This is a genomic window from Streptomyces sp. NPDC059853, from assembly GCF_042731495.1.
Lineage (GTDB): Bacteria > Actinomycetota > Actinomycetes > Streptomycetales > Streptomycetaceae > Streptomyces.
This window is the reverse complement of the sequence record NZ_JBHWJL010000012.1, coordinates 14917-41029: the sequence shown is the minus strand read 5'-3', so window position 1 is coordinate 41029 and position 26113 is coordinate 14917. Positions and strand designations below refer to the sequence as shown.

General features: G+C 69.1%; 13 protein-coding genes and 1 pseudogene. 7 read left to right on the top strand and 7 right to left on the bottom strand.

Features of this window, described 5'->3' with window-relative positions; all coding sequences use genetic code 11:
• A pseudogene (locus ACFV5N_RS02670) lies at positions 1 to 218 on the bottom strand (DUF4357 domain-containing protein); the annotation flags it as partial.
• 348 nt (positions 219 to 566) lie between these two features.
• A complete protein-coding gene (locus tag ACFV5N_RS02665; protein WP_200363556.1) occupies positions 567 to 1016 on the bottom strand; it encodes an ATP-binding protein in 450 nt (149 codons plus the stop codon).
• A gap of 180 nt (positions 1017 to 1196) precedes the next feature.
• On the opposite strand from ACFV5N_RS02665, the gene ACFV5N_RS02660 reads away from it, so the two are divergent.
• Together ACFV5N_RS02660 and ACFV5N_RS02655 are read left to right on the top strand one after the other, a co-directional pair.
• Positions 1197 to 2081: a helix-turn-helix domain-containing protein gene (locus ACFV5N_RS02660; RefSeq protein WP_385593059.1), complete on the top strand. Its 885-nt coding sequence runs from the start codon at positions 1197 to 1199 to the stop codon at positions 2079 to 2081.
• Positions 2078 to 2269: a DUF397 domain-containing protein gene (locus ACFV5N_RS02655; RefSeq protein WP_385593056.1), complete on the top strand. Its 192-nt coding sequence runs from the start codon at positions 2078 to 2080 to the stop codon at positions 2267 to 2269. The genes ACFV5N_RS02660 and ACFV5N_RS02655 overlap by 4 nt, the downstream gene beginning before the upstream one ends.
• Before the next feature lie 28 nt (positions 2270 to 2297).
• Here ACFV5N_RS02655 and ACFV5N_RS02650 read toward each other — a convergent pair whose 3' ends face one another.
• From ACFV5N_RS02650 to ACFV5N_RS02630, 5 genes are all read right to left on the bottom strand, one after another.
• On the bottom strand, positions 2298 to 2795 hold the full coding sequence (locus ACFV5N_RS02650; RefSeq protein WP_385593054.1) for a hypothetical protein: 498 nt from the start codon (positions 2793 to 2795) through the stop codon (positions 2298 to 2300).
• 72 nt (positions 2796 to 2867) lie between these two features.
• Entirely contained in the window at positions 2868 to 7037 is a 4170-nt protein-coding gene (locus ACFV5N_RS02645) for an Eco57I restriction-modification methylase domain-containing protein (protein WP_385593051.1), read from the bottom strand.
• The gene (locus ACFV5N_RS02640; protein ID WP_385593048.1) at positions 7037 to 10003 is read right to left on the bottom strand and encodes a DEAD/DEAH box helicase; all 2967 of its coding nucleotides are present in this window, start codon (positions 10001 to 10003) and stop codon (positions 7037 to 7039) included. Before ACFV5N_RS02640 ends, ACFV5N_RS02645 begins: the two co-directional genes overlap by 1 nt.
• Positions 10004 to 10050: 47 nt before the next feature.
• Positions 10051 to 16410 (bottom strand): protein kinase, encoded by a 6360-nt coding sequence (locus tag ACFV5N_RS02635; protein ID WP_385593045.1) that lies wholly within the window; start codon positions 16408 to 16410, stop codon positions 10051 to 10053.
• A gap of 238 nt (positions 16411 to 16648) precedes the next feature.
• Positions 16649 to 18178: a UDP-N-acetylglucosamine 1-carboxyvinyltransferase gene (locus ACFV5N_RS02630; protein ID WP_385593043.1), complete on the bottom strand. Its 1530-nt coding sequence runs from the start codon at positions 18176 to 18178 to the stop codon at positions 16649 to 16651.
• A gap of 410 nt (positions 18179 to 18588) precedes the next feature.
• On the opposite strand from ACFV5N_RS02630, the gene acnA reads away from it, so the two are divergent.
• The 5 genes from acnA to ACFV5N_RS02605 all read left to right on the top strand — a co-directional run bounded on the left by acnA (position 18589) and on the right by ACFV5N_RS02605 (position 26078).
• On the top strand, positions 18589 to 21306 hold the full coding sequence (acnA, locus tag ACFV5N_RS02625; protein ID WP_385593040.1) for an aconitate hydratase AcnA: 2718 nt from the start codon (positions 18589 to 18591) through the stop codon (positions 21304 to 21306).
• Positions 21307 to 21517: 211 nt separating this feature from the next.
• Positions 21518 to 22969, top strand: coding sequence for an N-acetylglucosamine/diacetylchitobiose ABC transporter substrate-binding protein (gene ngcE, locus ACFV5N_RS02620; protein ID WP_385593038.1), 1452 nt, complete (start codon positions 21518 to 21520; stop codon positions 22967 to 22969).
• Positions 22969 to 23961 (top strand): carbohydrate ABC transporter permease, encoded by a 993-nt coding sequence (locus tag ACFV5N_RS02615; RefSeq protein WP_385593035.1) that lies wholly within the window; start codon positions 22969 to 22971, stop codon positions 23959 to 23961. The genes ngcE and ACFV5N_RS02615 overlap by 1 nt, the downstream gene beginning before the upstream one ends.
• Before the next feature lie 14 nt (positions 23962 to 23975).
• Positions 23976 to 24836: a carbohydrate ABC transporter permease gene (locus tag ACFV5N_RS02610; RefSeq protein ID WP_385593033.1), complete on the top strand. Its 861-nt coding sequence runs from the start codon at positions 23976 to 23978 to the stop codon at positions 24834 to 24836.
• A 72-nt stretch (positions 24837 to 24908) separates the two neighbouring features.
• Complete coding sequence (locus ACFV5N_RS02605) at positions 24909 to 26078, top strand: ROK family transcriptional regulator (RefSeq protein ID WP_385593030.1); 1170 nt, start codon at positions 24909 to 24911, stop codon at positions 26076 to 26078.
• The last annotated feature ends 35 nt before the right edge of the window (positions 26079 to 26113 follow it).

Below are 26113 nucleotides of genomic sequence, written 5' to 3'. Positions count from 1 at the left end.
AGTCGGCCGTGCGCACGCAGCGCCGCTCGAAGTCCTCGTGCGTGACGGCCGATTCGGGGCGCCTCCTCGGCTGCCACCACCGACCCCTCGTGCAGGACGAACTTCTGCGTGCCGTTGTCACCGAACTCAACCAGCAGATGTCCGTACGCCGCACCACCATATTTGGGAAGCTTGATGCTGAAATCGGGTGCGCCGGGGAGGCGTTCGGGCTGCGACATGGGTGACCTTCCGGATGGGGCGAGGTCTTGCGCGAATGCGGAACACCCTACCTGTGGACACGGGCACCAGGGAATCGGAAGACGGTATGCACGGTGATTGAGGACGTTGACGCCGTCAACGGAGGCGGACTCGTGGGAGGGCGGCAACCCAACGGAATGGGGAAGACGTTGCGTTGCCGCCCGCTCAACCACGCCACCTCTCCTGCGGAAGTCGTGGGTCGGGCCAGACCTGGCCTCGCGCCCGGAACCCGTGGAAACCGGCGCCTGTCGGCCGCTGGTTGCCGGGGCGGACACGGCACGAGGCGCTGAGAGCGTACGGCTGAGGTGCATCGGTGGGCGACCGTCCGTTCACGCTCTGCTGTGCGTTGAGAGCACTGCCCTGACCGTCTTGCCGCCCGGCGGGAACGGAATGGTGTGCCAGTGGTCGCTGAGGGCTGCGACGAGTGACAGGCCTCGCCCGCCGGGAAGCAGCTCATCGACCCTGGCGCCCGCCGACGGGATCCGCGGATACCGGTCCCCGCGGGCATCGGTCACCTCAACGCAGAGACAGCCGGCCGACGGGATGAAGAACAGCCCGAGACGGAAGTCGCGCCCCCGCACACGGCCGTGCTGAACGGCGTTGGCGGCAAGTTCAGCGATGACGATCTCCGCCCGCTCGGTGAGGTCCTGGGGAGCGCGCCAGGAGCGGAGCTCACCGACCCCGAGCAACCGGGCGAGCCGGGCCCCGCGCCAGGTGGACGAGAACTGTTGCGTGAACGTGCGGGCGGGAGCGCCAACGTGGGGAGTGGCTTGGTTCATGACGCCACAGTGACGGCAGTTTCGCGGGGGCGCGATCCTTTCGCCCCGTACATGGCGTCAACGTACGCACACGCGGAGTGGACAGTACGCGGGAGGCGGGGCCAGGCTGGATTTCGCGGCGAGGACGCCACTGACTCGCCGCCGCCGCCGCGCGGTGCGGTACGGAGAGGAAGGCGGCGCATGGACATCGTCGAAGTCGAAGAGGGCGCTTCCACAGCCCAAGGCGAGGGTCCTGCGGCGGGTGAGCCGGTACGCGAACCCCACCCGTCGGACAGTCTGCGTACGTTTGGCGCCTTCGTCCAGGCCCTGCGGGAGCACGCGGGCCTCAGCCGGGTCGATTTCGCCAGCCGGGTCCAGTATTCCAAACACACCGTGGCGTCCGTGGAACTGGGCCGCCGGATGCCGGACGAGGCGTTCGTGGAACGGGCGGAGGAGGCGCTGGGCAACACCGGCGCGCTCCGGAAGGCAGCACGTCATCTCACCAGAGGAGAGGCGGGCCTGGCGGCGTGGTTCCGGCGGTGGGCACGGCTGGAACGGGAGGCGGTGAGCCTGTGCACGTACGAGTGTCGGCTGGTGCCGGGGCTGTTGCAGTCGGAGGCGTACGCGCGGGCTGTGTTTGACAACAGCATTCCCTTGCTGACGGATGAACAGGCAGAGGCTCAGCTTGCGGCTAGGATGGAGCGGCAGAAGATGCTGAGGGAGCGGCCGACCGTGCCGTTCGACTTCATCGTCGAAGAGGCGGTGTTCCGTCGCAGGCTGGGCGGGGCGCGGGCGCAGTCGAGCATGCTGGGTCATGTGTTGGAGCTCACCGCACCACGCAACGTCACGTTGCAAGTGGTGCCGCTGGAGGTGGAGTTCCACGGTTGCCTGGACGGGCCCATGCGAATCCTGGAAACGGTGGAGGGGCGAAGGCTCGGGTACTCCGAAGGACAGCAGAACGGCCGGCTCATCTCCGACGCGAAAGAGATGAGTCTGCTCTGCCAACGCTATGACAGACTGCGCTCGCAGGCCCTCAACCCTAAGGAATCCCGGGACCTGCTGGAGCGATTGCGAGGAGAGCTATGAGCAGCGGCACGAGGGAACTCGCCTGGTTCAAGTCCAGCTACAGCGGTACACAGGGTGACGACTGTGTCGAGATCGCCATCACCGAACAGGCCGTCTTCGTAAGAGACTCCAAGGATGCGGGCCGCACGTCCTTCACGGTCAGCCGCGAAGGGTGGGCGAGTTTCGCACGGTTCGCCACGGACAGTTGAGAGGACGTCACGAGAGGCGGCTGGTTCCTCACGTTTTGCCACGAGGTGTGTAGCCGAGGACAGCACGGCTGATGTACCGGTCGCCAAGCTCACGCACGGGCACGGCTTGAGGCTTCGGCTTCTGGCCTGACGTCGCCGTCGGTTTCTTGCCACCGGATCTTGCGCTCGGTTTTGGTTTTGGCTTCTTGGCGCTCTGGGAGGTGGCTTTGCCGACCGTCCCTGACTTCTTGCGCAGCCGTGTGAGCTGCTCGCGCTGCTCTGTGGTCAGGTCGGCTGGAATGGCTTTGATGAGAGCATCAGCCCGATCGAACAGGTAGCGGACCTGGGATCTGCGCTTGGCATTGATCGCTATCCGCAGGGCCTCAATCACCTCGCCCAGTGCCTTCAGCTTGCCCTTTCGCTTCTTGGGCAATGGATACTCGGCCCCACTCGACCGCCGATGCCCAGCAGCCCGGACCCCCCAGTCGCTGCCCGAGGACAAAACGACTGCCGAACGCGGATTGCTGGTATAGCTTCGCCGCACCACGCGACATCGGCTCCTTGAGAAGAGGCTGTCTGCTCTGGGGGTGGCTGCGAGTGTGGCCACCCCCAGGGCGTGTCAACCGTGCCGGGGCCCGTGCCCGGGCGGCGGGTTGAGGGTGGACTGGTACGTGCCCGACTCGCCCTCGATGAGAGGGGTTTCCAATGTCAGGCCTGCGGTTGCCATGCGGTCATACTCCGCCAGGACGAGCCGTTTAGTGCGGTACTCGCCGAACTTGGCGATCTCGTTTTTCTTCAGACCGCCCGACTCCGACTGGAAGGACTCAAGAATGTAGTCGGTGTCGTCACGGGAGATGCCGTATAGGTGGAAGAAGTAGGCGTCCAGCTCCGCCCGCAGATAGGCGCGGCGGACCTCGCGCCACCGGAACGGCTGGCCCTCGTCGTCCAAGTCGCGGGCGAGCTCGGTCATATCGATTGACGTGTAGATGAGTTCGAGGGTGCGGGGAAGCAGGAAAGGAAGGTGGGGTTCGAGCGCGACTGGAGTCGGGACGGGGAGTTGCTTCCAGAAACGGCGTCCCATATGGGCGCCGCTGATTTTCTGGCGAGCCACGAAATCAAAAACCATAGATGATTGAGTAGAAATAAGCGCAGCCATCAGTCTGGGTGTGACTTGCGGAAGCATGAGCGGAAATGTTTCCACAGCCCCTGCATGGGGAAGGAATGATGGAATCGCGGTTCGCTCGTCGGTAGTGCGTGCAATGTCTCGCCAGCCGAGGGACCATTTATGCTGCCAGTTTTCGCTCTCCAGGCGAGAATTGACTCCGGATACCAGCGTCTGCTTGCCCTTGCGAACTGTCGCGATCAATCCTGATTCCTGAACCCAACGTCTAGGTAGGGTCACTCCCGTTGGATTTCCTTTGTCGGATTCGCCAACAGGTTCATAGTCGTTGTCGCCTACGCCAACGAATCGATTCCAGCGGTGATCGAAAAGGTGAGCCATCTTCCCTTCGTACAATGGCAGCATTTTTTCCCCGTCGCGCTCGAACACGTTGCCGCGCAGTTCCCATCCTTCTGTTGTCAGGTCTTCCTCTGTGCGGAAAAGATCTGAATCGTCAGTCGAGTTGAAAAGGTTCTTGAAAGTCATGCGCCAGGGATTTCCATTTCGCTGCCCCTCGTTCCACAGCACGGGAATGCGGCGATAGATACCAGCAGTGATGTCCGCGTCCCGCTGGGTGCGAAACACCGGAAGTGTGCCGGTATTGGGGTTGATGCGAGCCAGATCGTCGGGCTCCAGAGAGAAGACCCGCAGCGGGTCATGCAGGTCCGTGACGTCCGACAGGAAGAAACCGAGGCGGCTGGCATCTGAGCGTGCAGCCCGGCCAGTCAGCGAGAGGAGGCAGAACTTGTAGCTTGAGTGCACCCTCTCGAACCACTTGCCTCCCTTGGGCAGTGCGGGCGACTTCGGGCGACGGTTCTCGAAGTCATAGAGCGATGCGAGGACCCCCCGACGCATGAAGTTCGCGAACAGATGCTGAGAGCCTGCCCCCGTTGCGATGGCGGTCGGCAGGATGAGGCCGATTCGGCCCTCTGCGGCGACTATGTTCACCATGCGCTCCGCGAACAGCGTGTCCGTCTGAAGGGAGTTGACGCCCTTGACGGTCAGCCCCTTCCCGCACTGCGGGAACACCTCCGAGTCCCCCGCGAAGTGGAACGTCCCCTTGACCGCGCGTCTTGCTTCCCGATACCGCTTGCCGGCCTCCGGCCGTTCTCGCTCCCACTCGGCGATCCGAGTGCGGCGCGCTACCCCCGAGATCTCGGCGATGTCGGGATCGACCACGCTGAAGTATTTCTTGTCCTCGAAATCGACCTTGTCCCATGGCGGGTTACCCACCACACAGGAGAACCCGCCGTCCCATCCCGGCGCCGGGTTGTCCGGATCCGCGTCCGCCGAGGCGTCGCCGCCGTCCGTGACGGTGAAGATGTCCGGGAACTCCAGGTGCCAGTGAAAGAAGGCGTACTGGTCCCGCAGTCGCACGATCTCGTCGTGTGTCGACTGCGGCGCGGTGCCGCTCTCCGGGTTCTCCAGTTCTCGGAATACCTTGTGCGTGATGGCCGGGGGCGCCTCCTGCCGCTTGACCCATACGAATGCCGCGCACCAGGCGTCCGCCAGACGCAGCGCGTGCACGTACTCGTCCGAGGTCGACCAGTCGCGGTAGGCGGCTTCCTTCCGGCGGACCTCGGCGAGTTCGTCGGCCGGGGTAGCCGTGATCCGGCGCAGGCCGCGGGCGAAGGACGAGTTGGCGACCTTCGTCTCGGTATCCGTCTCGAACAGTGCGCCCTGGCCCTTGCGCTCCAGCTCGTTGCGGGCCATCAGCGACCGTGCCCAGGCCTCGTCGTCGCCCTCGGTCTTCTTGAACGCCTTGTCCGGGATGCCCTTCCTCATCAGCGCGGGGTTCGCCCCGATCAGGCCGTTGCCGTGCTTGATGTGCGCGTCGAGGAAGCCGAGAGGCTTCCCCGGTTCCATGGCTTCCAGCCACAGGGACACCTTGGCGAGTTCGACCGCCATGGGGTTGAGGTCCACGCCGTACACGCATCGTGCCACCACCTCGTGCAGGGCGTGGCGTACGGCGTCGGCTGTGGGCTCGGGGTTGCGTTCGCGGACGGAGGCGACGCGTTTGGCGATGCGGCGGGCCGCCGCCACGAGGAAGTGGCCGGATCCGCACGCGGGATCGCAGACCGTGAGGGAGAGAAGTTCCTCGGCGATCGTCTCGGCCGGGTCGAGGAGTCCCTTCGCGCTCGCGCGCTGCTCGCCGCGTTTGACGGCGTCGTCGATCACCGGGTCCAGTGTCGAGTCGAGGAGCGTCTCGGTGAGCGCGGACGGCGTGTAGTAGCTGCCGGTCTGCTTGCGGTCGTTGCCGATCCGGTCAACGAGTTCGAAGGTGCGGTCGGCGGCGCTGTGCTTGGGCACCAGCTCCAGCAGGGACTCGTACACCGAGCCGAGTTCCTCGGCGCCCATGTGCTGGTAGTCGACGGGCCGCCAGCGTGCCGCTCCCACGTCCCGTACCCGGGACAGGTGCTTGACGGCCTCGAACAGATGCCGGTTGGCCAGCCGTACGCCGTGCAGCGGTTCATCGGCGGCGGTGTCGTTGAAGAGGCCGCCGAGTCCTTTCAGACCCAGCTCGGGGCGGCCCTCCTCCGAGCCGAGCGCTTCGATCAGCAGTTCCAGGGCGCGGTACTGGTCGTCGTGGGCGGTGCCCAGGCGGCGCAGTGCGTGGCGGCGCAGGCGGGCGGTGGAGAAGTAGCGGGTGAACCGCTCCCGGGTGCGTTCGTCCGCCCCGGGGTCCAGCAAGGCGCCCCGGTCCTCGGTGACGAAGAGGAAGATCATGCGGTAGACGAGCCGCAGCAGCGCGGTCTGGAAGGCGTGGACATCCAGCTGCTCGCGGAGCCTGTTGTTGTGCGGGTGGCTCAGGAAACCGGTGCCGAGGACGGTGAGTGCGGCCTGGACGCCATCGCGGAAGTGGTTCAGCGCCCGGCTGCCGGACTCGATGGCGACCATGCGCCATTTCTCCAGCCAGCACCCCGAGGCCGCCGTGCCGTCCGGCACGGTGAACCGGGAGGCGTGCAGCACGCAGTACAGCAGCACGAATTCGCTGAACAGCTCGCCCTCGAAGATGGCTTCCAGGTCGAACTCGACATAGGCCGCCGTCGCGAAAGACGACGAGTCCCGCAGCAGCCGCAGACGGCGGCCGTTGGTGAGGACCGCCCACAGGTGGGCGTCGGTGCGGTTGAGGCAGTCCTGGAGCATGGACTGGGCGGGGACCAGACCGGGGGCCGGGCGCTTGTCCAACTCCTGGTTCCAGGGGATCAGATGGATCAGGGCGGGGCCGTGCCGGTGGGAGACCGGGAAGGGGTGTTCCGGGTCGGATTCGGCGGTGATGCCGCTCGGACCGATTTCCGTCAGGGCGCCGAAGTCCAGTTTGCGGAACAGCTGCGCCAGCCAGTCCGTACCGGCCCGCCCCGTCGGGTCGGCGGCCGGGGCACCCGTCACCGGGTCCGTCGGCAGGGCGGCGCGCAGGTCGCGCCACAGCGGCTTGAGGTATTCCCAGGCCCGCTCGGCCTCGTCCCGCACGGGCACCGAGGCCGGCAGGCCGTAGTCGGCGGGTTTGGTGCCCGGCAGGTTCCGCGCCTCGGGGATGCGCAGCAGCATGTCGGTGGGCAGCAGCCCGCCGACCGTGGTGACGGCGGTGAAGGCGCGGCTGGTGGCGCGGGTGGCAGCGGCGGCGGACATCAGGCTTCGGCTCCCGGGACGGTAGAGGCGGGGACGGCGGGCTGCCGCGGCAGATAGACGTAGACGCCGAGGATGTCGGCGGGTTCCTGTGGGACGACCTTCAGGCCACGGACGATCTCCTCGTTCGCCTTCCGGACCCGGCGGTGCGAGGCGTCGAGTTCTGCCGCCAGGTGATCCCCGTACTCCCTTAGATGCTCCGACAGCTCGGGAAGTCCGTCCAGGGTGCGGGTGATCTGGTTGTGTGCCAGCTGCTCATGCGTGTTGGAGGTGGCGCGGGCCGCGAGCAGCGCGGTGGCGGCGTTGTCGTCCAGCCAGCGGGCGCGTCCCGGGGCGCCCTCGTAGGCGAGCAGCCGGGCGTCCTCCGCCACCAGCTGCCGTTCGCCGGTACGTGACGGCAAGGTCAGGTGGAAGCGGTAGCGGACCAGCAGCAGCGTGGTGCGGGTGGCGACCGCGTCCGTGGTCACCACCCCGCAGCGCCGTGCCGGGCGCGGGCCTGCCGCGTTGACGTCCAGGGCGGAGTCCAGCACGTACGAGGCGAGGGCACCGATCGCCGGATCGGTGCGCACCAGCGCGGCCTCGCCCCGTCCGATCGCCGCCGTCGTACGGAACGGGATCTGCCGGTCCTCCTCCACCAGCCGGCCCCCGAGGGTGGCGGCCAGCGCGTCCCGCAGCCCCGCCGGCGTGCCGCCGACCTGGGCCGTGAAGTCGCCGCTGCCGTCACGCGGGTCACGTACCAGGGCTTCCAGGTCGCGCAGTGCCTCCAGCGCGAAGGCGCGAACCTCTCCGGCGCCGCCGAGCGCCGCCCGTACGGCGGCGACCTCGCGGGCCACCTCCTCCGGGTGGATGGCGCGCTGGGCGTACCGGGAACGGGAGGTCTTCTCCCGTTCGGCGGCCGAATTCCACTCGCGCTCGATACGGTCGAACGACTGCTGCTGGGGGCCGCCCAGATCGAACAGGCTCTGCTGGCTGCCCTGCCGCCCGTGCAGCAGCAGCCACTCCACCACCGCGTCCGTGACGCCCGACGCGCTCTCGTCGGGGACGGAGACGGAGATGCCCAGGTCCTTCTTGATCTGCCGGTGCTTCTTGAACAGCACCTCCAGGACCTTGCCGTCAATGCCGTTGTCCTCGCCGTACATGGTGATGACCCGGACCCGGTCGCGCTTCTGCCCGTACCGGTCGACGCGGCCCTCGCGCTGGTCGTGGCGGGTCGGGTTCCACGCCAGGTCGTAGTGGACGACCGCGTCGAAGTGGTGCTGGAGGTTGACACCCTCGGAGAGGCAGTCGGTGGCGATCAGCACCCGGGCGCCGGTCTCGTCCTCGCTCTCGGCGGCCAGCTGCTCGATGCGTTCCAGGCGCTGCTGCGGGGAGAGGGTGCCGGTCACGGCGGCGATCCTGGTCCGCTTGCCGAGCTTGCCCTCCAGCTGCCGCTCCAGATACTCGGCGGTGGGGATGTACCGGCAGAAGACGATCGGGTGGTAGCCGTCCGCGATCAGCTTCTTCAGGTGCCCGGTCAGCGCCTTGAGCTTGGCGTCCCCCGCCGGGCCGGTCAGTTGTTCCGCACGCTCGGCGAGGTCGAGGAGCCGGGCGCCCGCGTCCTCGGACTCCGCTGCGCCCGGTGCGACGTCCATGCCTTCCAGCCGGTCGTTGTCGGCCGAATCGGCGGCGACTGGGGCGCCGAGCGCGTCCGCCTCCTGGGCGGTGCGGGCGGCGGCCGACTTCGAGCGGGTCTTGAGGGTCTGCGCGGCGGCGGCCGGTGAGGACACCATCGAACGCAGCAGCGCGATCACCGACCACCAGGCGATGCGGGCCTCCCGCTTGCCCTGCTCGCCTGCCGCCCGCACCCGGTCTCCGGCGTAGGCGATGGCGTCGTCCAGCAGTGCCCGGTAGGCCGGGGCCAGCTTGTACGGCTCGTCCTTCGTCCAGCGGTCGGACGGAAACGCGGTCCGCTCGGCCAGCGAGTTGTCGGCGAGACCGTCCTCCTTGGTGAGGTACTCGCGGACATCCGCGCGCTTGCGGGCCACGAAGTGCTCAGCCAGCCGGGCCCGGCCGGCCGGCTTCTCCAGGTCGAGGGTGGCCAGTTCGGGCCGGACCAGGCCGAGGAGATTGCGGAAGGCGGACTCCTTGCCGGAGTGCGGGGTCGCGGTCAGCAGCAGCAGATGACGCTCGCTGTCGGCGGAGATGCGGCGCAGCAGTTCGTACCGCAGCTGGTTCGATGACGAGGACGACGCCGTTGCCTGCCCGGCGTCGTCGGCGGACACACACGCGTGGGCCTCGTCCACGATCACCAGATCCGGACAGTGCCGTACGAAGTCCTCCCGGTGGCGGGCCGACTTGATGAAGTCCGTCGAGATGATGGTGAACGGGTGCTTGTCGAAGAGGGACTGACCCAGTTCGAGGGCGCGTTCGAGACGTGACACCGTGGAGGAGAGCACCAGTTCGGCGTCGATGCCGAACTTCTCCCGCAGTTCGCCCTGCCACTGCTCGGCCAGCGCGGGGGAGCACAGCACGGCCAGCCGGGTGGCCTCGCCCTGCGCCAGCAGTTCCTTGGCGATCAGACCGGCCTCGACCGTCTTGCCGATACCGACGTCGTCCGAGATCAGCAGGCGCACTGTGCGTTGCCGCAGTGCCATGAGCAGCGGAACCAGCTGATAGGCGCGTGGTTCGACGGCGATCGACGCCAGCGAGCGGAACGGGCCCGCGCCCGACCGGAAGCCGACCCGCAGTGCCGTACGCAGCAGCCCGGCCGCGCGCTGGTCGCCGAGGTCGGTGGGGCTCGGCGCCGCGAATTCGGCGGGGCGTACTTCCTCGAACGAGGGGAAGACAGCCGCGATATCGTCCTCGCTCCCGCCGAGGGGGCGCAGCACCAGCATGTCGGGGGCGCTCTCGGGCAGCACGACCCACTCACGTCCGCGGGCGGCGACCAGCGAGCCGGCCGTGTAGGCGGCGGCTGTGTGTGTCGGGCTCATGAGATGTCTCGGTTCCTTGAGGTCGGGAGCGGAAGCGGGCGCCGTGCTCAACGGGTGCGGAAGTAGCCGGAGTGGTGGTCGACGATGGCCTGCCAGTCCGTGTCCGTCGGGAAACGCAGCACGTCCCAGCCGGCGTCCTCCAGGCGGTAGCCGGCCTCGATGTCGCGCGTGGAGTCCGCCGGGTGGCCGGGGATGTCGACGAACACGGCCAGGTGGGCGCCCTCCAGGTGGAAGACGAGATCGGGGCGGGCGTCCGTTCCCGGGACGAAGGTGTTGACCTCGTCCGGCAGCCGGTAGCCCATCGCCTTGAGCCAGGCGAGCAGATCGCCCCCCGCGACGAGAGCCGCCAGGTCCGATTCCACCGGCGTCGGCGAGGACACGGGTCCCTGGGCCGGCGCCGGGACGACACGGCCGCCGGCCGCCGCCGGGGCCAGCCGCCGGTACTGCTCGCTGCGCGACTCCCCGCGGTCCTCCCGCACCGTACGGGCCCCGGCCAGGCGCAGCAGCAGGGGCCGCGCGGCATACCGGTTCAGCGCGAGGTGAACGCGCTGGTTGGCGTAGGTCAGCAGACAGGCGTAGCAGCCACGGGCGCACTCCTCACCGGCCGCCGGCCCGCCCCGGTCCTCACCGGTCACCGGGTCGAAGTGGCAGATCTCCAGCGCGGTACGGGCGGCCTCGGCGAGCGCCCCGGGGTCGCGCTGGAGGCGGCGCAGCACACCGGCGCCGCCCTCGGCGGCCTCGGTGAACAGCAGGCTGCGGCACGGGTTGCTGTGTTCCGAGGGGAGGAGTTCGGCGGTGAGTTCGGAGTCCTCCAGCTCGAACGCCGCCTCGATGCCACGCTCCAGCGCGTACATCACCGAGAGTGCCACCGGCCCGGGCTGCGGCTCGTCCAGGGTCACCGCGAGGATGTTGCGGCGATCCTCCACATACGGCAGGACCCGCTTCTTTCGGCGCTTCTCGTTGCCTTCCTCGTCGACCACCGGCATGCCGGTGCCCTCGATGGCGTCGGCGGCGGCCCGGTCGTTCAGCCACCGGCCGTCGCCCAGGTCCAGCCAGTAGCCGTCCGGCTGATCCTTCTTGTCGCGGACCCGGCCGAGGTTGGTGATGCGGACGGTCGCCGAATCGCCGTAGTCCACGGTGAGCACGGGGGCGCCATCGGCGTCGTTGACCAGGGAGGTGAGGCGCCCGCTGCGGGCCCCGTGATCCTGGAAGGCGTACGAGGTCTCCAGCCGGAAGCCGGCCCGGCGGCGTTCCTCCTCGTCCGAGGAGATCCGCTCACGCTTGCTGGTGTACACGGTGTGCAGATGGAGCAGGCCGGTCTGCTTGCCGGTCAGCGGCTCCTGGCACATGGCGCACAGATCGGTTCCTGCCTTCACCTCGTGGTGGTAGCCGCAGTTGTCGCAGCGCCTGGCCTCCGCCGTCGCCAGGTCGCCGGAGGCGTCCGGCGGCAGCTGCACCCGGGTGACCTGGTACCGGGAGCCCTCGTGGTAGATGAGCGCGCCGGGACCGAACTCGCGGATCGCGAGGAACCGGGGGCGCTGGAGGTAGTCGCCGTCCGCGTTGCGGCGGTTGCCCGAGCGCGGGATGTAGGCGGCCAGCGGGAGACGGGGGAAGCTGTAACCGGGCAGAAAACCCTCGGATGCCAGATAGCGGTACGGATTGAAGTCGCTCATCACCGACTTGCTGTCGGAGGAGCGGTTCAGCAGCAGGTTGGTCTGGGTCTCCGCCTCCCGGCGGCGGCTGCGCGCCCGGCCCTGCTCACCCTGGGACAGCGTGTGGTCCACGACGCGCTTGTTCTGCTCGTACTGGTCGATGACGGCCGCCCGGAACAGCTGGCGCCACCGGTCGAAGGAGGCGTCGAACCGCTGCGGGGCCCGTTGGATCCGGTCCTCGATCCAGTCGTCGAACCACCAGGTGGTGGCCTCGAATTCGGGGATCAGCGGAGCGAGGACGCGCTTGGCCGACTCGACGGCGCGGCGGCGGGCGTCCTCGTCCAGCGCGAGGTCGCGGATGTGGGGGAGGAGTGGCAGCTCCATGCGGGGATCGGGGCGGTCGCCGGCCTCGGGGTCGTAGGCGACATCGACGATGTCGGGGATCGACGTGCCGAGCTTCATGCCGGTTTCGGCCAGCCAGATGCCCTGGAGATGGGAGCGGACCAGGTCCTCGTTGGCCAGTTCCAGACGGGGCGGGGCCACTTGACCCGCCACCATCTCCTGGGAGCGGCGGAAGTAGTACTGGTCGTGGCTGTTGCCGGTGGCGCAGTACGTGGTGACCAGCGCGGGCTGTCCGGAGCGCCCGGCCCGGCCCGAGCGCTGCGCGTAATTGGCCGGGGTCGGCGGCACATTGCGCATCAGCACCGCGTTGAGCGAGGAGATGTCCACGCCCAGCTCCATCGTCGGCGAGCAGTACATCAGTTTCAGATCAGCCGTCCGGAACCGTTCCTCACGCAGCCGCCGGTCCTCGGGGGTGACCTGGGCGGTGTGCTCCCGGGCGTACAGGCCGGACAACTCGGCCGCCGCCGTCCGGTACAGATCGCGGAAGAAGGGATTGACGCGCGGGCTGTCACCGTCGCGGTAGGTACGGGTCAGCCGGTCCACCACACCCTGCTCGCCGTCGCCGGCCCGCCAGATCAGCGCGGCGGCCGACACCCGGTAGCCGATGTGCTTGTCGGTGACTCGCCGCCGATGAGGCGGCCCGGAGCGTTCGGGTGCCGCCTCCACCTCGCACACCAGGCCCGCCTCGTGCAGCACCTCCAGCAGGTCCTTGATGACCTGCTGGAGGTCGTCCAGGTGCAGCTCGCGCGTCGCGGGCACCTCCCGCCGCAGCCACTTGCCGAACTTGCCACGGGCCGACAGGAACAGCGCGCTGCGTTCCATACCCGGCCGGGAGGCGTACGGGAAGGCGGTGCCGACGTTCGGCCGGTCGCTTTCACTCAGCACCCAGGGCCCGGTCAGCCGTTCCTCGCTGGCCCGCAGCAGGATGTCGAAGTCGTCCCGGAAGTACTGGACGTCGATGGCCAGGGCCCGCCGCATGTAGTCGAGCAGCGTACGGCTGACCTCCACCCGCTGTGCCGGGTCGGCCTCCCGGAGCACGGGGTGGGCCTGAACCCAGCGCTCCTGCTCCTCGGCGACGTGGGCCAGATCCGGGTAGTCGATGCGGAGGAGCCCGGTCTGTTCCAGGTTGGGCATGGTGACCCGCCAGCCGCGCTCCAGGTCGCGGTAGAGGCGGTATCCGACGACGTCCCGGAAGGTCTTGGTGGCCCGCCGTACCAGGGTGGGGGCCGGGTTCGCCCCGGCCGTGTACTCGCCGGGGGCGAGGTCCATGAGGGTGGTGACGGCCATCGCGAGGTCGTCGTGGCTCAGCCCCTCCTCGCCCGCGTCCACCACAGCCCGGTACAGGGCGCCGCGCAACTGCGTCACCTGGGCGAAGTCGTTGAAGTGGCCGGCCTGGAGCGAGGCGTCCTGCCGGTTGTCGACGAAGGAGAGCAGCTTGCGCGACTCCTTGCCGAGGCTGTCCTCGGGTACCGCCAGCAGGGACTTGACGATCGAGGCGGAGAGCAGCGAGGTGGCCGAGGAACGGCCCTCCTGGTCCAGGGTGGCGAGCTTGGCGAAGTCCCGGCCGCGGGTCTGCTCGTAGGAGACCTGGCAGTGCACGCAGAACAGGAACGGGGCGGGGACGAACGCCGCCACCATGCTCCCGCCCGGCCCTTCGCCCGCCTCGGTGGACTCGTCCGTCTCGTTGCCCCGGGCGTCCACCAGCACCCGCTGGGGGACGCGGGGCCGGTAGGACTTCTTGACGACCGTCACGCCCTGTGCGTCCGTCTCCAGCCACGACTCGGGCAGCCGCCGGTCGCCCACGGCCGTCTGTGGATCGGCGGGCCACTCGTAGCCGTCGCCCGGTGTACTCAGATACAGATAGCCCTCGCCCGCGCGGCCCCCGGAGGCGGAGGTGTCCCGGCGCGGCTCGTACCGGAACCCGCCGCCCTCCTCCGTGCGCCACACCGTCAGATACTCCTGCCCGCACTCGCGGCAGAACGCCAGCGGAAAGAGTGGTTTGCCGCCGCTGCCCGGCTGCTCCAGCTGGTACGTGCGGGTGAGCGGCCGGGTGAGCGGATCCTCCAGGGTGGTGAAGACGGTGTCGCCCTTGGAGAGGAACTGGTGCAGCCGGAAGGCGAACAGCGGCCGTTCGGTCACCGGGTGCTTGGCCTGCGATCCGGCCTCCAGGGTGGCCCGGATCGCCTCACGGACCGTCTCCTCGGCGACGCCGGACTCGGCGGAGAGCTGGGCCACCGCCGCCTCGATGGTGTCCGGGGCGCGGCGGCGCAGCCGCCCCGTGCCCTCCTCGTGCTCCAGGCCGAACCTGGATTCCACCCAGCGGGCCAGCGGGTCCTTCGTCAGCGCCTCGTACGCGCGGGGCGCCGCCGTCTGGCGCAGGTATTCCGCGGGTACGGTCGCCGGGGCCTCTTCGGTCGCCCGGATCAGGGTCTCGCCGATGACCCGGTCCGGCAGCACCGTGGTCCCGAAGAGCCGCCCGGCGACCTTGGCCACCTCGCGCCGCTGGTCCGCCCAGGATCCCTCGGTGGACATGGTCGCCGAGGTGCCGATGCACTGGAGGCCCGACGCGGCCCGGCATGCCTCACGGACCCGGCGGATCAGGAACGCGACGTCGGCGCCCTGCCGGCCCCGGTAGGTGTGCAGTTCGTCGAAGACGAGGAACTGCAGGCCCTCGGCCATCCGGATCAGGCTGGACCGGTCGTCCGGCCGGGTCAGCATGAGCTCCAGCATCACGTAGTTGGTCAGCAGGATGTCCGGGGGGTTCTTGCGCAGGTGTGCCCGCTCCTCGGCCGACTCCTGGCCGGTGTAGCGGGCGAAGGTGACCGGCTCGTGGCCGGCCCCGAACCCGTTGCGCAGATACTTGTTCAACTCCTCCAGCTGGGAGTTGGCCAGTGCGTTCATGGGGTAGACGATGATCGCCCGTACCCGGCCGCCCGCCCCCGGTCCTGCCGCCTGACGCTCTTTCAGCACGTGATCCACGATGGGGACGATGTACGCGAGCGACTTGCCGGAGCCGGTGCCGGTGGTGAGCACATAGGAGTCGCCGGCCTGCGCGGCCTCGATCGCCTGCCGCTGGTGGAGGTGGAGGGTGAGCGGCCGGCCGTCCGGGCGCGGGGAGTGCTCCTTCTTGCCGGCCTGGAAAATCTCCGCGCACCGGGGGTGCAGCAGGCCGTCCCGTACCAGATCGGTGACCAGACCGCCGTCGGCGAAGAAGGGGTTGAGCGACAGCCAGGGGTGCGGCCACTGGGACTTGGCCGCGAGGTCGTCCTCGACGAAGTTGCCGATCCGGGGGTCCCGGATGATGGTGGCGCCCTTGGTGAAGCTCTCGTACTCGGCGATCAGGTCACTGTGGATGCCGAAGACATCCATGGTCTGGGGCGTCCGGGGTGAGGCGCGTGGTACGGGTACCGGCACGGTCGGGGCGGACGGGGGATACAGCTCGCGCAGTCGGGCGACCGGGTCCATTGCCCGCCAGTGCGGGGCGAGCAGGCTGGTTGTCCCATCCGCTGCCAGGGCGAGGGGCATCAGGACCATGCGGACCAGTTCGGCGTTCTCGGGCCGGAGTTCGGCGTCCTTCTCCAGCAGCCCGGCCACCAGTCGGACGAGCTCGGCGGGCAGCTCCGGGCGGACCAGGGACAGCTGCGGGGGCTGGTCGTTCAGGTGCTGGTCGCACAGCTCGTAGGCGGTCTTGGCGGAGAACGGCGGCCGTCCGATGAGCAGTTCGTACAGGATGCAGCCGAGTGCGTAGAGATCGGCCGGGGCGGAGGCCCGTTCGGCGCGGAACTGCTCGGGGGCCATATAGCGGGCGGTGCCGACGCTGACGCCGGTGCTGGTCAGCCGGGTCTGGTCGGGGTCGTCGACGATCGAGCCCATGCCGAAGTCGAGGATTTTCACCGTGCCGTCTCGGGTGAGCATCACATTGGCCGGCTTGAGATCGCGATGGACGACGTCGGATCGGTGGGCGGCGGTGAGGCCGGCGGCGATCTGTGCTCCGATGGCGGCGACCCAGGAGACGGGGAGCTGCGGTTCCTCGTCGATGAGATCCGCGAGCGGGTTGCCGTCCAGCAACTCCATCGCCAGGTAGGGCAGTCCGCTGCCACCAGGCCCCTGGTCCAGCCCGCCGTCGATCAGCCGGGTGAGGTTGGGGTGACCCAGGGAGAGTCTGCGCATGATCTTGATCTCGCGGCGGAAGCGGTCGACTTCCTTGCCGGAGCCCGAGATGGCCGGTGCGATGCCGGTGCGGGCGCGCAACACCGTCTTGAGCGCGACCAGCCGGTGCGGGGAGTCCACGGCCGTTGTCAGGTCTTCGGCACGGTGTACCTCTCCCATGTTGCCGCGCCCCACGATCCCCATGACGCGGAATCGTCCGTCGACCGCCGTTTCCGGACCCACTGGGCCTCCCCCTTTTCGCCCGTCGCGTGCAAGGTAGGTGCAACTCGCACGGTGAGCGTATACCTTCACCCAGTAGTGGAACTCGTGTCAATCTGTTGGCATTGTCAACACGGATTTCACAACTCAACCACGACAACAAGCCGCCGCGCCCCGGCGCATACCGCGGGAGCGGTCGGACGGGGCGCGGGGCAGTCGGTGGTCAGATGTCGCGGAACGTTTCGATCTGGGCGCCCACCGAGTTCAGGCGTTCGGCCAGGTCCTCGTAGCCGCGGTTGATCACGTACACGTTGCGCAGCACCGAGGTGCCCTCGGCCGCCATCATCGCCAGGAGGACGACCACCGCCGGGCGCAGGGCCGGGGGGCACATCATCTCGGCGGCGCGCCAGCGGGTGGTGCCTTCGACCAGGACGCGGTGCGGGTCCAGGAGCTGGAGGCGGCCGCCGAGGCGGTTGAGGTCGGTGAGGTAGATGGCGCGGTTGTCGTAGACCCAGTCGTGGATCAGGGTCGAGCCGTGGGCGGAGGCCGCGATCGCCGCGAAGAAGGGGACGTTGTCGATGTTCAGGCCGGGGAACGGCATCGGGTGGATCTTGTCGATGGGCGCCTCCAGTTTGGAGGGGCGCACCGTCAGGTCCGCGAGCCGGGTGCGGCCGTTGTCGGCCGGGTACTCGGCGGAGAGGTCGTGGTTGAGGCCCATGCCCTCCAGCACGGCCAGTTCGACTTCCAGGAACTCCACCGGGACGCGCCGGATCGTCAGTTCCGATTCGGTGATGACCGCGGCGGCGATCAGGCTCATGGCCTCGACCGGGTCCTCGGAGGGGGAGTAGTCCACGTCGCGGTCGATGTGCGGGACGCCGTGCACGGTGAGGGTGGTGGTGCCCACGCCCTCGACGCGTACGCCCAGCTCTTCCAGGAAGAAGCAGAGGTCCTGGACCATGTAGTTGGACGAGGCGTTGCGGATCACCGTGACGCCGTCGTGCCGGGCGGCGGCCAGGACGGCGTTCTCGGTGGCGGTGTCGCCGCGCTCGGTGAGGACGATGGGCCGCTCGGGGCCGATCTGCCGGTTGACGGTGGCGTGGTACATGCCTTCCGTCGCGGTGATCTCCAGGCCGAACCGGCGCAGGGCCGTCATGTGGGGCTCGATGGTGCGGGTGCCGAGGTCGCAGCCGCCGGCGTAGGGGATCTTGAAATGGGTCTCGCGGTGCAGCAGCGGGCCGAGGAACATGATGATGCTGCGGGTGCGGCGCGCGGCGTCCGCGTCGATGCCGTCCAGGTCCAGCTGGGCCGGGGGCTGGATCTCCAGGTCGGCGCCGTCGTTGATCCAGCGGGTGCGGACGCCGATGGAGTTGAGGACCTCCAGGATGCGGAAGACCTCTTCGATGCGGGCGACCCGGCGCAGGACGGTGCGGCCGGAGTTGAGCAGCGAGGCGCACAGCAGTGCGACGCAGGCGTTCTTGCTCGTCTTGACATCGATGCTGCCGGAGAGCCGGCGTCCGCCGATCACGCGCAGATGCATCGGACCGGAGTAACCCAGCGACACGATCTCGCTGTCGAGGGCCTCCCCGATGCGCGCGATCATCTCAAGGCTGATGTTCTGGTTCCCTCGCTCGATCCGGTTGACGGCACTCTGCGAGGTGCTGAGAGCATCGGCGAGTTGCAGTTGCGTCCAGCCACGATGTTGGCGCGCGTCCCGGATGAGCTGCCCGATCCGGGCGAGGTAGTCATCGGTCATGCAAGCGACCCTATCTCAGATATGAGATGAGGCATCCGGGCGGGGGCCATTCGGGTGAGTGGCCCGGTGTCCCGGGGGATCCGGCGTCCGCCGGGTGCGGCGCATGTGCTCCGTTCGGGGGTGCGCGCCGTGGTCCCCGGTTCCCCCGGTCGGCCGCCGCCGGCGGGGCCGAAGGGGCCGGGGGTCGGGTGGTCGCCCGGAGTCGCTGTTCCTCCGCTGTCACCTTTCCCATCATCGGTGCGGGAGCGGACCGGCGCATCAGGTCCGGCGGCCCGCCGTTTTCCGTGGTGCGGGCCGGGCATCCGGCGGGGCGGCGCCGAACGCGGGGCCCTCCGCGCGTTCCCGGGGCCGATGTACTAGAGTTATCTCGACATCGAGATATCTAGTGAAGGTCCCTGAAGGAGAAAGTCGTGTCGGCCAACACCTTCGACGCCCGCGCCACGCTGCGGGTGGGCGACGAGTCGTATGAGATCTTCCGGCTGGACAAAGTGGAGGGCGCCGCCCGCCTCCCGTACAGCCTCAAGGTGCTGCTGGAGAACCTGCTGCGCACCGAGGACGGGGCGAACATCACCGCCGAGCACATCAGGGCGCTCGGCTCCTGGGACCCGAACGCCCAGCCCAGCCAGGAGATCCAGTTCACCCCCGCCCGGGTGATCATGCAGGACTTCACCGGCGTGCCCTGTGTCGTCGACCTGGCGACCATGCGCGAGGCCGTCCGCGAGCTGGGCGGCGACCCGGCCCGGATCAACCCGCTGGCCCCGGCCGAGCTGGTCATCGACCACTCGGTGATCGCCGACAAGTTCGGCACCCCGAACGCGTTCCAGCAGAACGTGGAGCTGGAGTACGGCCGCAACCGCGAGCGCTACCAGTTCCTGCGCTGGGGCCAGACCGCCTTCGACGAGTTCAAGGTCGTCCCGCCCGGCACCGGCATCGTGCACCAGGTCAACATCGAGCACCTGGCCCGCACCGTCATGGTCCGCAACGGCCAGGCGTACCCCGACACCCTGGTCGGCACCGACTCCCACACCACCATGGTCAACGGCCTGGGCGTGCTCGGCTGGGGCGTCGGCGGCATCGAGGCCGAGGCCGCCATGCTGGGCCAGCCGGTCTCCATGCTGATCCCGCGCGTGGTCGGCTTCAAGCTCACCGGCTCGCTGCCCACCGGCACCACCGCCACCGACCTGGTGCTCACGATCACCGAGATGCTGCGCCAGCACGGTGTGGTCGGCAAGTTCGTCGAGTTCTACGGCGAGGGCGTCTCCTCCATCCCGCTGGCGAACCGCGCCACCATCGGCAACATGTCTCCGGAGTTCGGCTCCACCGCCGCGATCTTCCCGATCGACGAGGAGACCATCAGCTACCTGCGGCTCACCGGCCGCGACGCCCAGCAGCTGGCGCTCGTCGAGGCGTACGCCAAGGAGCAGGGCCTGTGGCTGGACACGGCCAACGAGCCGGAGTTCTCCGAGTACCTGGAGCTCGACCTCGCCACGGTCGTCCCCTCGATCGCCGGCCCCAAGCGTCCCCAGGACCGCATCGCGCTCGCCGACGCCAAGCAGAAGTTCGGCGCCGACGTCCGCAACTACGTGTCGTCCGCCGACGTGGACGAGGCGGGCAAGGAGTCCTTCCCGGCCTCCGACGCCCCCGCCGTCTCCAACGGCGTGCCCTCCAACCCGGTCACCGTGACCACCGCGGACGGCACCTTCGAGCTGGACCACGGCGCCGTCACCGTCGCCGCCATCACCTCCTGCACCAACACCTCCAACCCGTCCGTCATGGTCGGCGCGGCGCTGCTGGCCAAGAAGGCGGTGGAGCGCGGTCTCACCCGCAAGCCGTGGGTCAAGACCACCCTGGCGCCCGGCTCCAAGGTCGTCATGGACTACTACGACCGGGCCGGTCTCACCCCGTACCTCGACAAGCTGGGCTTCAACCTGGTCGGGTACGGCTGCACCACCTGCATCGGTAACTCGGGCCCGCTGCCCGAGGAGATCTCCCAGGCGATCAACGACAACGACCTCGCCGTCGTCTCGGTGCTCTCCGGCAACCGCAACTTCGAGGGCCGGATCAACCCCGACGTCAAGATGAACTACCTGGCGTCCCCGCCGCTGGTGGTCGCCTACGCGCTGGCCGGCTCGATGAAGATCGACATCACCACCGAGCCGCTGGGCACCGACTCCGAGGGCAAGCCGGTCTACCTCGCCGACATCTGGCCCTCCGAGAAGGAGATCGAGGACGTCGTCGCGTCCGCCATCGGCCAGGAGATGTTCGGCCAGAGCTACGCCGACGTCTTCGCCGGTGACGCCCAGTGGAACTCCCTGCCGATCCCCACCGGCTCCACCTTCGAGTGGGACCCGGAGTCCACCTACGTCCGCAAGCCCCCGTACTTCGAGGGCCTGACCATGGACCCCGCGCCGGTCGCCGACATCTCCGGCGCCCGCGTGCTGGCGAAGCTCGGCGACTCGGTCACCACCGACCACATCTCGCCCGCCGGTGCCATCAAGGCCGACACCCCGGCCGGCCAGTACCTCACCGAGCACGGCGTGAGCCGCCGCGACTTCAACTCCTACGGGTCGCGCCGCGGCAACCACGAGGTGATGATCCGCGGTACCTTCGCCAACATCCGGCTGCGCAACCAGATCGCGCCGGGCACCGAGGGCGGCTACACCCGCGACTTCACCCAGGCGGACGGGCCGGTCTCGTTCATCTACGACGCCTCCCAGAACTACCAGGCCGCCGGTATCCCGCTGGTCATCCTGGCCGGCAAGGAGTACGGCTCCGGCTCCTCCCGCGACTGGGCCGCCAAGGGCACCGCGCTGCTGGGCGTGCGCGCGGTGATCGCCGAGTCCTACGAGCGCATCCACCGCTCCAACCTGATCGGCATGGGCGTGCTCCCGCTCCAGTTCCCGGCCGGTACGACCGCCGAGTCGCTGGGGCTCACCGGTGAGGAGACCTTCTCCTTCACCGGCGTCACCGAGCTGAACGAGGGCCGCATCCCCTCCACCGTCAAGGTGACCACGGACACCGGCGTGGAGTTCGACGCCACCGTCCGGATCGACACCCCCGGCGAGGCGGACTACTACCGCAATGGCGGGATCATGCAGTACGTGCTGAGGTCGCTGATCCGCAAGTGACGCAGCGGGACTGACGGGTCCACGGGCCGTCCTTCCCCCGGAAACGGGGAGGGGCGGCCCTTCGGCGTTTGTCCGGCAGGTATCAACTCGGAAAAGCCTTGTCATGAGCCCCGCAGGCGACCTTCCCCGGCCGCGGCGAGTGGACTATACCTGTCGCCACCCGGGCGGACAGCCGCCGCCCGAGTCCCGTATGAAGGCGAGGACTTGAGCCATGACGTCACGTCCGCACGGTCCGCACACCCCCCACCCCCGGTACGTCGGCCGCCGCGCCCTGCTGACCCGTACCGCCGCCGCCTCCCTGCTCGCCGTCCCGGCCCTGGGCGCCCTGACCTCCTGCGCCAGTGGCGGCAGCGGCGGCGGCACCAAGAACGTCGGCCGCGTCGAGCCCACCGCCGACAACCCGCTGGGCGCCCACCCCGACGGCGACCTCGAAGTCGTCATCTTCGACGGCGGCTTCGGCGACCAGTACGCCCTGGACGCCGAGAAGCTCTACGAGCAGCGCTTCGGCTCCGTCACCCACGTCAAGACCCAGGAGATCCAGTCCCGGCTCCAGCCGCGCATGGTCAAGGGCGACCCGCCGGACGTCGTGGACAACTCCGGCGCCGAGGCGATGGACATCGCCGCCCTGATCCGCAACGACCAGGTGCACGACCTCACCGAACTCCTCGACGCGCCCTCCCTCGACGACCCGGACGTCACCGTGCGCGACACGCTCCAGCCCGGCACCGTCGAGATGGGCCAGTTCGGCACCCAGGCCGTATACCGCCTCAACTACGCCTACCACGTGTACGGCCAGTGGTACTCGCGCACCGCCCTGGAGCGGCTGGACGCCGAGTACCCCCGCACCTGGGACGAGATGATCGCGGTCTGCGAGAAGGCCAAGCGGGCGGGCATGGCCGGCTGGACGTACGCCGGGATGTACCCGTACTACTTCAACTTCACGCTCTACCCCTTCATCGCCAAGATCGGCGGCGCCGACGTGCTGCGCGCCATCGACAACCTGGAGCCCAACGCCTGGCGGCACGAAGCGGTGCGCGCCGCCTTCGAGGCGTACCACGAACTGACCGCGCGCGGCTTCGTGCTGGAGGGCAGCTCCGGGCTCAGCCACGAGGAGTCCCAGGACGAATGGTGCGCGGGCCGGGCCCTGTTCCACCCCAACGGCTCCTGGGTGGAGAACGAGGCCGCCAAGAACACCCCGGCCGACTTCGACATGGCGGTCGGCCCGCCCACCTCGCTCGACGCCTCCGACGCCATGCCGTTCGAGACGATCTGGGCCGCGCCGGGCGAGCCCTTCTTCGTCCCGGCGGACGCCCCCAACGTGGCCGGGGGCCTGGAGTTCCTGCGGATCATGCTCGGCCGCGAATCCGCCCGCAACTTCACCAGCCTGGTCTCCTCGCTCACCTGCGTCCGCGACTCGGTCGACGGCATGGACCTGCCGCCCGGGCTCAGCTCCGCCAACGAGATGCTGGCCGCCGCCGGCGACAACCTCGTCACCGTCCGGCTGCCCGACTGGTACCGCCAGCTCAACAACGAGGAGATCGGCGGCGCCATCGCCGCCATGATGGCCGGCGACATCGAGCCCGGCGAGGCGATCACCCGCTGCCAGCGGGCCGCCGACGCCGCGGCCGCCGACGACTCGCTCCAGCACTTCGAGCACATCTGATGACGCCGGGGGACCGGCTGCTGCTGGGGGCGGCACTCTTCCTGCCGCCCCGCCTCACCCCGCGGCGGGTGCGCGACAGCCGGCACTACCGCACCGTCGACCAGTACCGCTTCATCGGCTGGTTCCTCGCCGCGCCCCTCATCGTCTACCTGGTGTTCGTCGTCTCACCGTTCGTCCAGGCGTTCTTCTACTCGATGACCGACTGGACCGGTTACACCGCCGAGTACACCTTCACCGGCACCGCCAACTACGAACGGATGTGGAACGACGACAAGTTCTGGGAGGCGCTGGGGCACAGCCTGCTGCTGCTGGCGCTCGCCCCGCTGATCACCCTCTCCCTCGGGCTGTTCTTCGCCTTCATGCTCAACGCGGGCGGACGGCGGCGCGGCGGCCAGGCCGTCGCCGGGGTGGCCGGCACCCGGCTGTACAAGATCTTCTACTTCTTCCCGCAGGTGCTCTCCATCGCGATCATCGCGGTGATCTGGGCGCGCATCTACTCGCCGCGCAGCGGGATCCTCAACGAGGGCCTGAGCGCGGTGGGCCTGGACTCGCTGCGGCAGAACGACTGGCTCGGCGGCCGGTTCGCCGTGTGGTGCATCCTCGCCGTGCTGTGCTGGTCCTTCGTCGGCTTCTACGTGGTGCTGTTCTCCGCCGCGATGAGCGCCATTCCGCACGAGATCTACGAGGCGTCGCTGCTGGACGGGGCGAGCCGCCCGGTGACGTTCTTCCGCATCACCCTGCCGCTGAGCTGGGGCACCGTGCGCACCGGCTGGATCTACATGGGCATCCAGGCACTCGACTGCTTCGCCCTGGTCTCGATCATGGTGCCCGAACACGGCATGGACGTGCTGCCCAGCTACCTCTACGACAAGGCGTTCCGGGACGGCCAGGCCGGCTACGCCACCGCCATCGGCGTCGCCCTGTTCGCCGTCACCCTGCTGTTCGCCGGCCTGATGATGCGCCTGGCGCGGCGCGAGCGCATCGAGCTGTGAAGGAGCCAGACGCCATGAGCCGAACCCGCGGCGACGCGCGCCGCACCGAGGGCGGGGCACTCAACGTCTTCGCCCACTCCTTCCTGGTGCTGTGGACGGTGCTGGCGGCCGGCCCCCTCATCTGGGTGCTGCTGGCCGCCTTCCGCCCGCACACGGACATCGTCTCCGACCCCTTCGGGCTGCCCGGCGGGCTGCACTGGGAGAACTTCACCAACGCCTGGACCACCGCCGACATCGGCCGCTACACCCTCAATTCGCTGATCATTCTCTCCGGTTCGCTCACCGGCACCATGCTGCTGGGGGCGATGGCCGCGTACGTGATCGCCCGCTACGAGTTCCGCGGCAACCGGGCCGTCCATCTCCTCTTCACCGGCGGCCTGATGTTCCCGGTCTTTCTCGCCCTGGTGCCGCTGTTCTTCGTGCTGGACAATTTCGGACTGCTGAACACCCGGCAGGGCCTGATCCTGGTCTACATCGCCTATTCCCTGCCGTTCACCGTCTTCTTTCTGGTGTCCTTCTTCCGTACGCTTCCCGGGGCGGTCCAGGAGGCCGCCGTGCTGGACGGCGCCTCGCACAGCCGGATCTTCTTCCAGATCATGATGCCGATGGCCAGACCGGGGCTCATCAGCATCGGGATCTTCAACTTCCTCGGTCAGTGGAACCAGTTCGTCCTGCCGAAGGTGCTCAACATCGGCTCGCCCGAGGAAGCCGTCCTGCCGCAGGGCCTGGCCGCCCTGATGGTCCAGCAGCGGTACGAGGGGGACTGGGGAGCGCTGTACGCAGGGGTTTCGATGGCGATCATCCCGGTGCTCGTGGTCTATGTGACCTTCCAGCGGCAGGTCCAGACCGGCCTCACCGCCGGAGCCGTACGGTAACCGGACGCTTCCCCTGCGGCGCCGCATGCGGTCAAATAGTGTACGGGCGCTGCAACGTAAGGGGAGTGAGCCGTGCAGACTCCGGGGTCGCAGTCGTCACTGCACCGGGCCAACCTGGAACGAGTGGTACGCGCGGTGCGCAGCGCCGGCGCCCTGACCCAGGCCGACATCGCCAGGACCACGGGGCTCTCGGCGGCCACCGTGTCCAACATCGTGCGGGAGTTGAAGGACGGCGGGCACGTCGAGGTGCGCACCACCTCGGCCGGCGGGCGGCGGGCGCGCAGCGTCTCGCTGGCCGCCGACGCGGGCATCGTGGTGGGCATCGACTTCGGTCACTCGCATCTGCGGGTGGCCGTGGGCAACCTCTCCCACCAGGTGCTCGCCGAGGAGGCCGAGCCGTTCGACGTGGACGCCTCGGCCGCCGAGGGCTTCGACCGGGCCGAGAAGCTGGTGTCCCGGCTGCTGGGCACCGCGGGCGTGGACCGGGCGAAGATCCTCGGCATGGGCCTGGGCGTGCCCGGGCCCATCGACGTGGCCACCGGCATCCTGGGCTCCACCGCCATCCTGCCGGGCTGGCGCGGCACCAACCCGCGCGAGGAACTCGCCGTCAGGACGGGCGTGCCGGTGCACGTCGACAACGACGCCAACCTGGGCGCCCTCGGCGAACTCGTCTGGGGCTCCGGGCGCGGCTGCGGCGACCTGGCCTACATCAAGGTCGCCTCCGGGGTCGGCGCGGGCCTGGTGATCGACGGCCGCATCTACCGGGGCCCGGGCGGCACCGCAGGCGAGATCGGCCACATCACCCTGGACGAGTCGGGCCCGGTGTGCCGCTGCGGCAACCGCGGCTGCCTGGAGACCTTCACCGCCGCCCGGCACGTGCTGCCGCTGCTGCACGCCAGCCACGGCCCCGACCTGACGATGCGCCGGGTGGTGCAGCTGGCCCGCGAGGGCGACCCGGGCTGCCGCCGGGTGGTCGCCGACATCGGCCGGCACATCGGCTCGGGCGTCGCCCATCTGTGCAACCTGCTCAACCCGTCCCGGGTGGTCCTGGGCGGTGATCTGGCCGAGGCGGGCGAGGTCGCCCTCACTCCGATCCGCGATTCGGTCAGCCGCTACGCCATCCCCTCCGCCGCCCGCAACCTCACCCTGGTCCCGGGTGCGCTCGGCGGGCGGGCCGAAGTCCTCGGCGCGCTCGCGCTGGCCCTGAACGAAGTCGGGGACGCCGCATTGGTGAGCCACTGAGAAAACGGTCCGGAAAACCACAGAAGAAGGCAGCC

Excerpts from the sequence above, each read along its gene's own strand:
- ACFV5N_RS02665 (WP_200363556.1), bottom strand. The coding sequence starts at position 1,016 with ATGAACCAAGCCACTCCCCACGTTGGCGCTCCCGCCCGCACGTTCACG.
- ACFV5N_RS02660 (WP_385593059.1), top strand. The coding sequence starts at position 1,197 with ATGGACATCGTCGAAGTCGAAGAGGGCGCTTCCACAGCCCAAGGCGAG.
- ACFV5N_RS02655 (WP_385593056.1), top strand. The coding sequence starts at position 2,078 with ATGAGCAGCGGCACGAGGGAACTCGCCTGGTTCAAGTCCAGCTACAGC.
- ACFV5N_RS02645 (WP_385593051.1), bottom strand. The coding sequence starts at position 7,037 with ATGTCCGCCGCCGCTGCCACCCGCGCCACCAGCCGCGCCTTCACCGCC.
- ACFV5N_RS02640 (WP_385593048.1), bottom strand. The coding sequence starts at position 10,003 with ATGAGCCCGACACACACAGCCGCCGCCTACACGGCCGGCTCGCTGGTC.
- ACFV5N_RS02635 (WP_385593045.1), bottom strand. The coding sequence starts at position 16,410 with ATGGGGATCGTGGGGCGCGGCAACATGGGAGAGGTACACCGTGCCGAA.
- ACFV5N_RS02630 (WP_385593043.1), bottom strand. The coding sequence starts at position 18,178 with ATGACCGATGACTACCTCGCCCGGATCGGGCAGCTCATCCGGGACGCG.
- ngcE (WP_385593038.1), top strand. The coding sequence starts at position 21,518 with ATGACGTCACGTCCGCACGGTCCGCACACCCCCCACCCCCGGTACGTC.
- ACFV5N_RS02615 (WP_385593035.1), top strand. The coding sequence starts at position 22,969 with ATGACGCCGGGGGACCGGCTGCTGCTGGGGGCGGCACTCTTCCTGCCG.
- ACFV5N_RS02610 (WP_385593033.1), top strand. The coding sequence starts at position 23,976 with ATGAGCCGAACCCGCGGCGACGCGCGCCGCACCGAGGGCGGGGCACTC.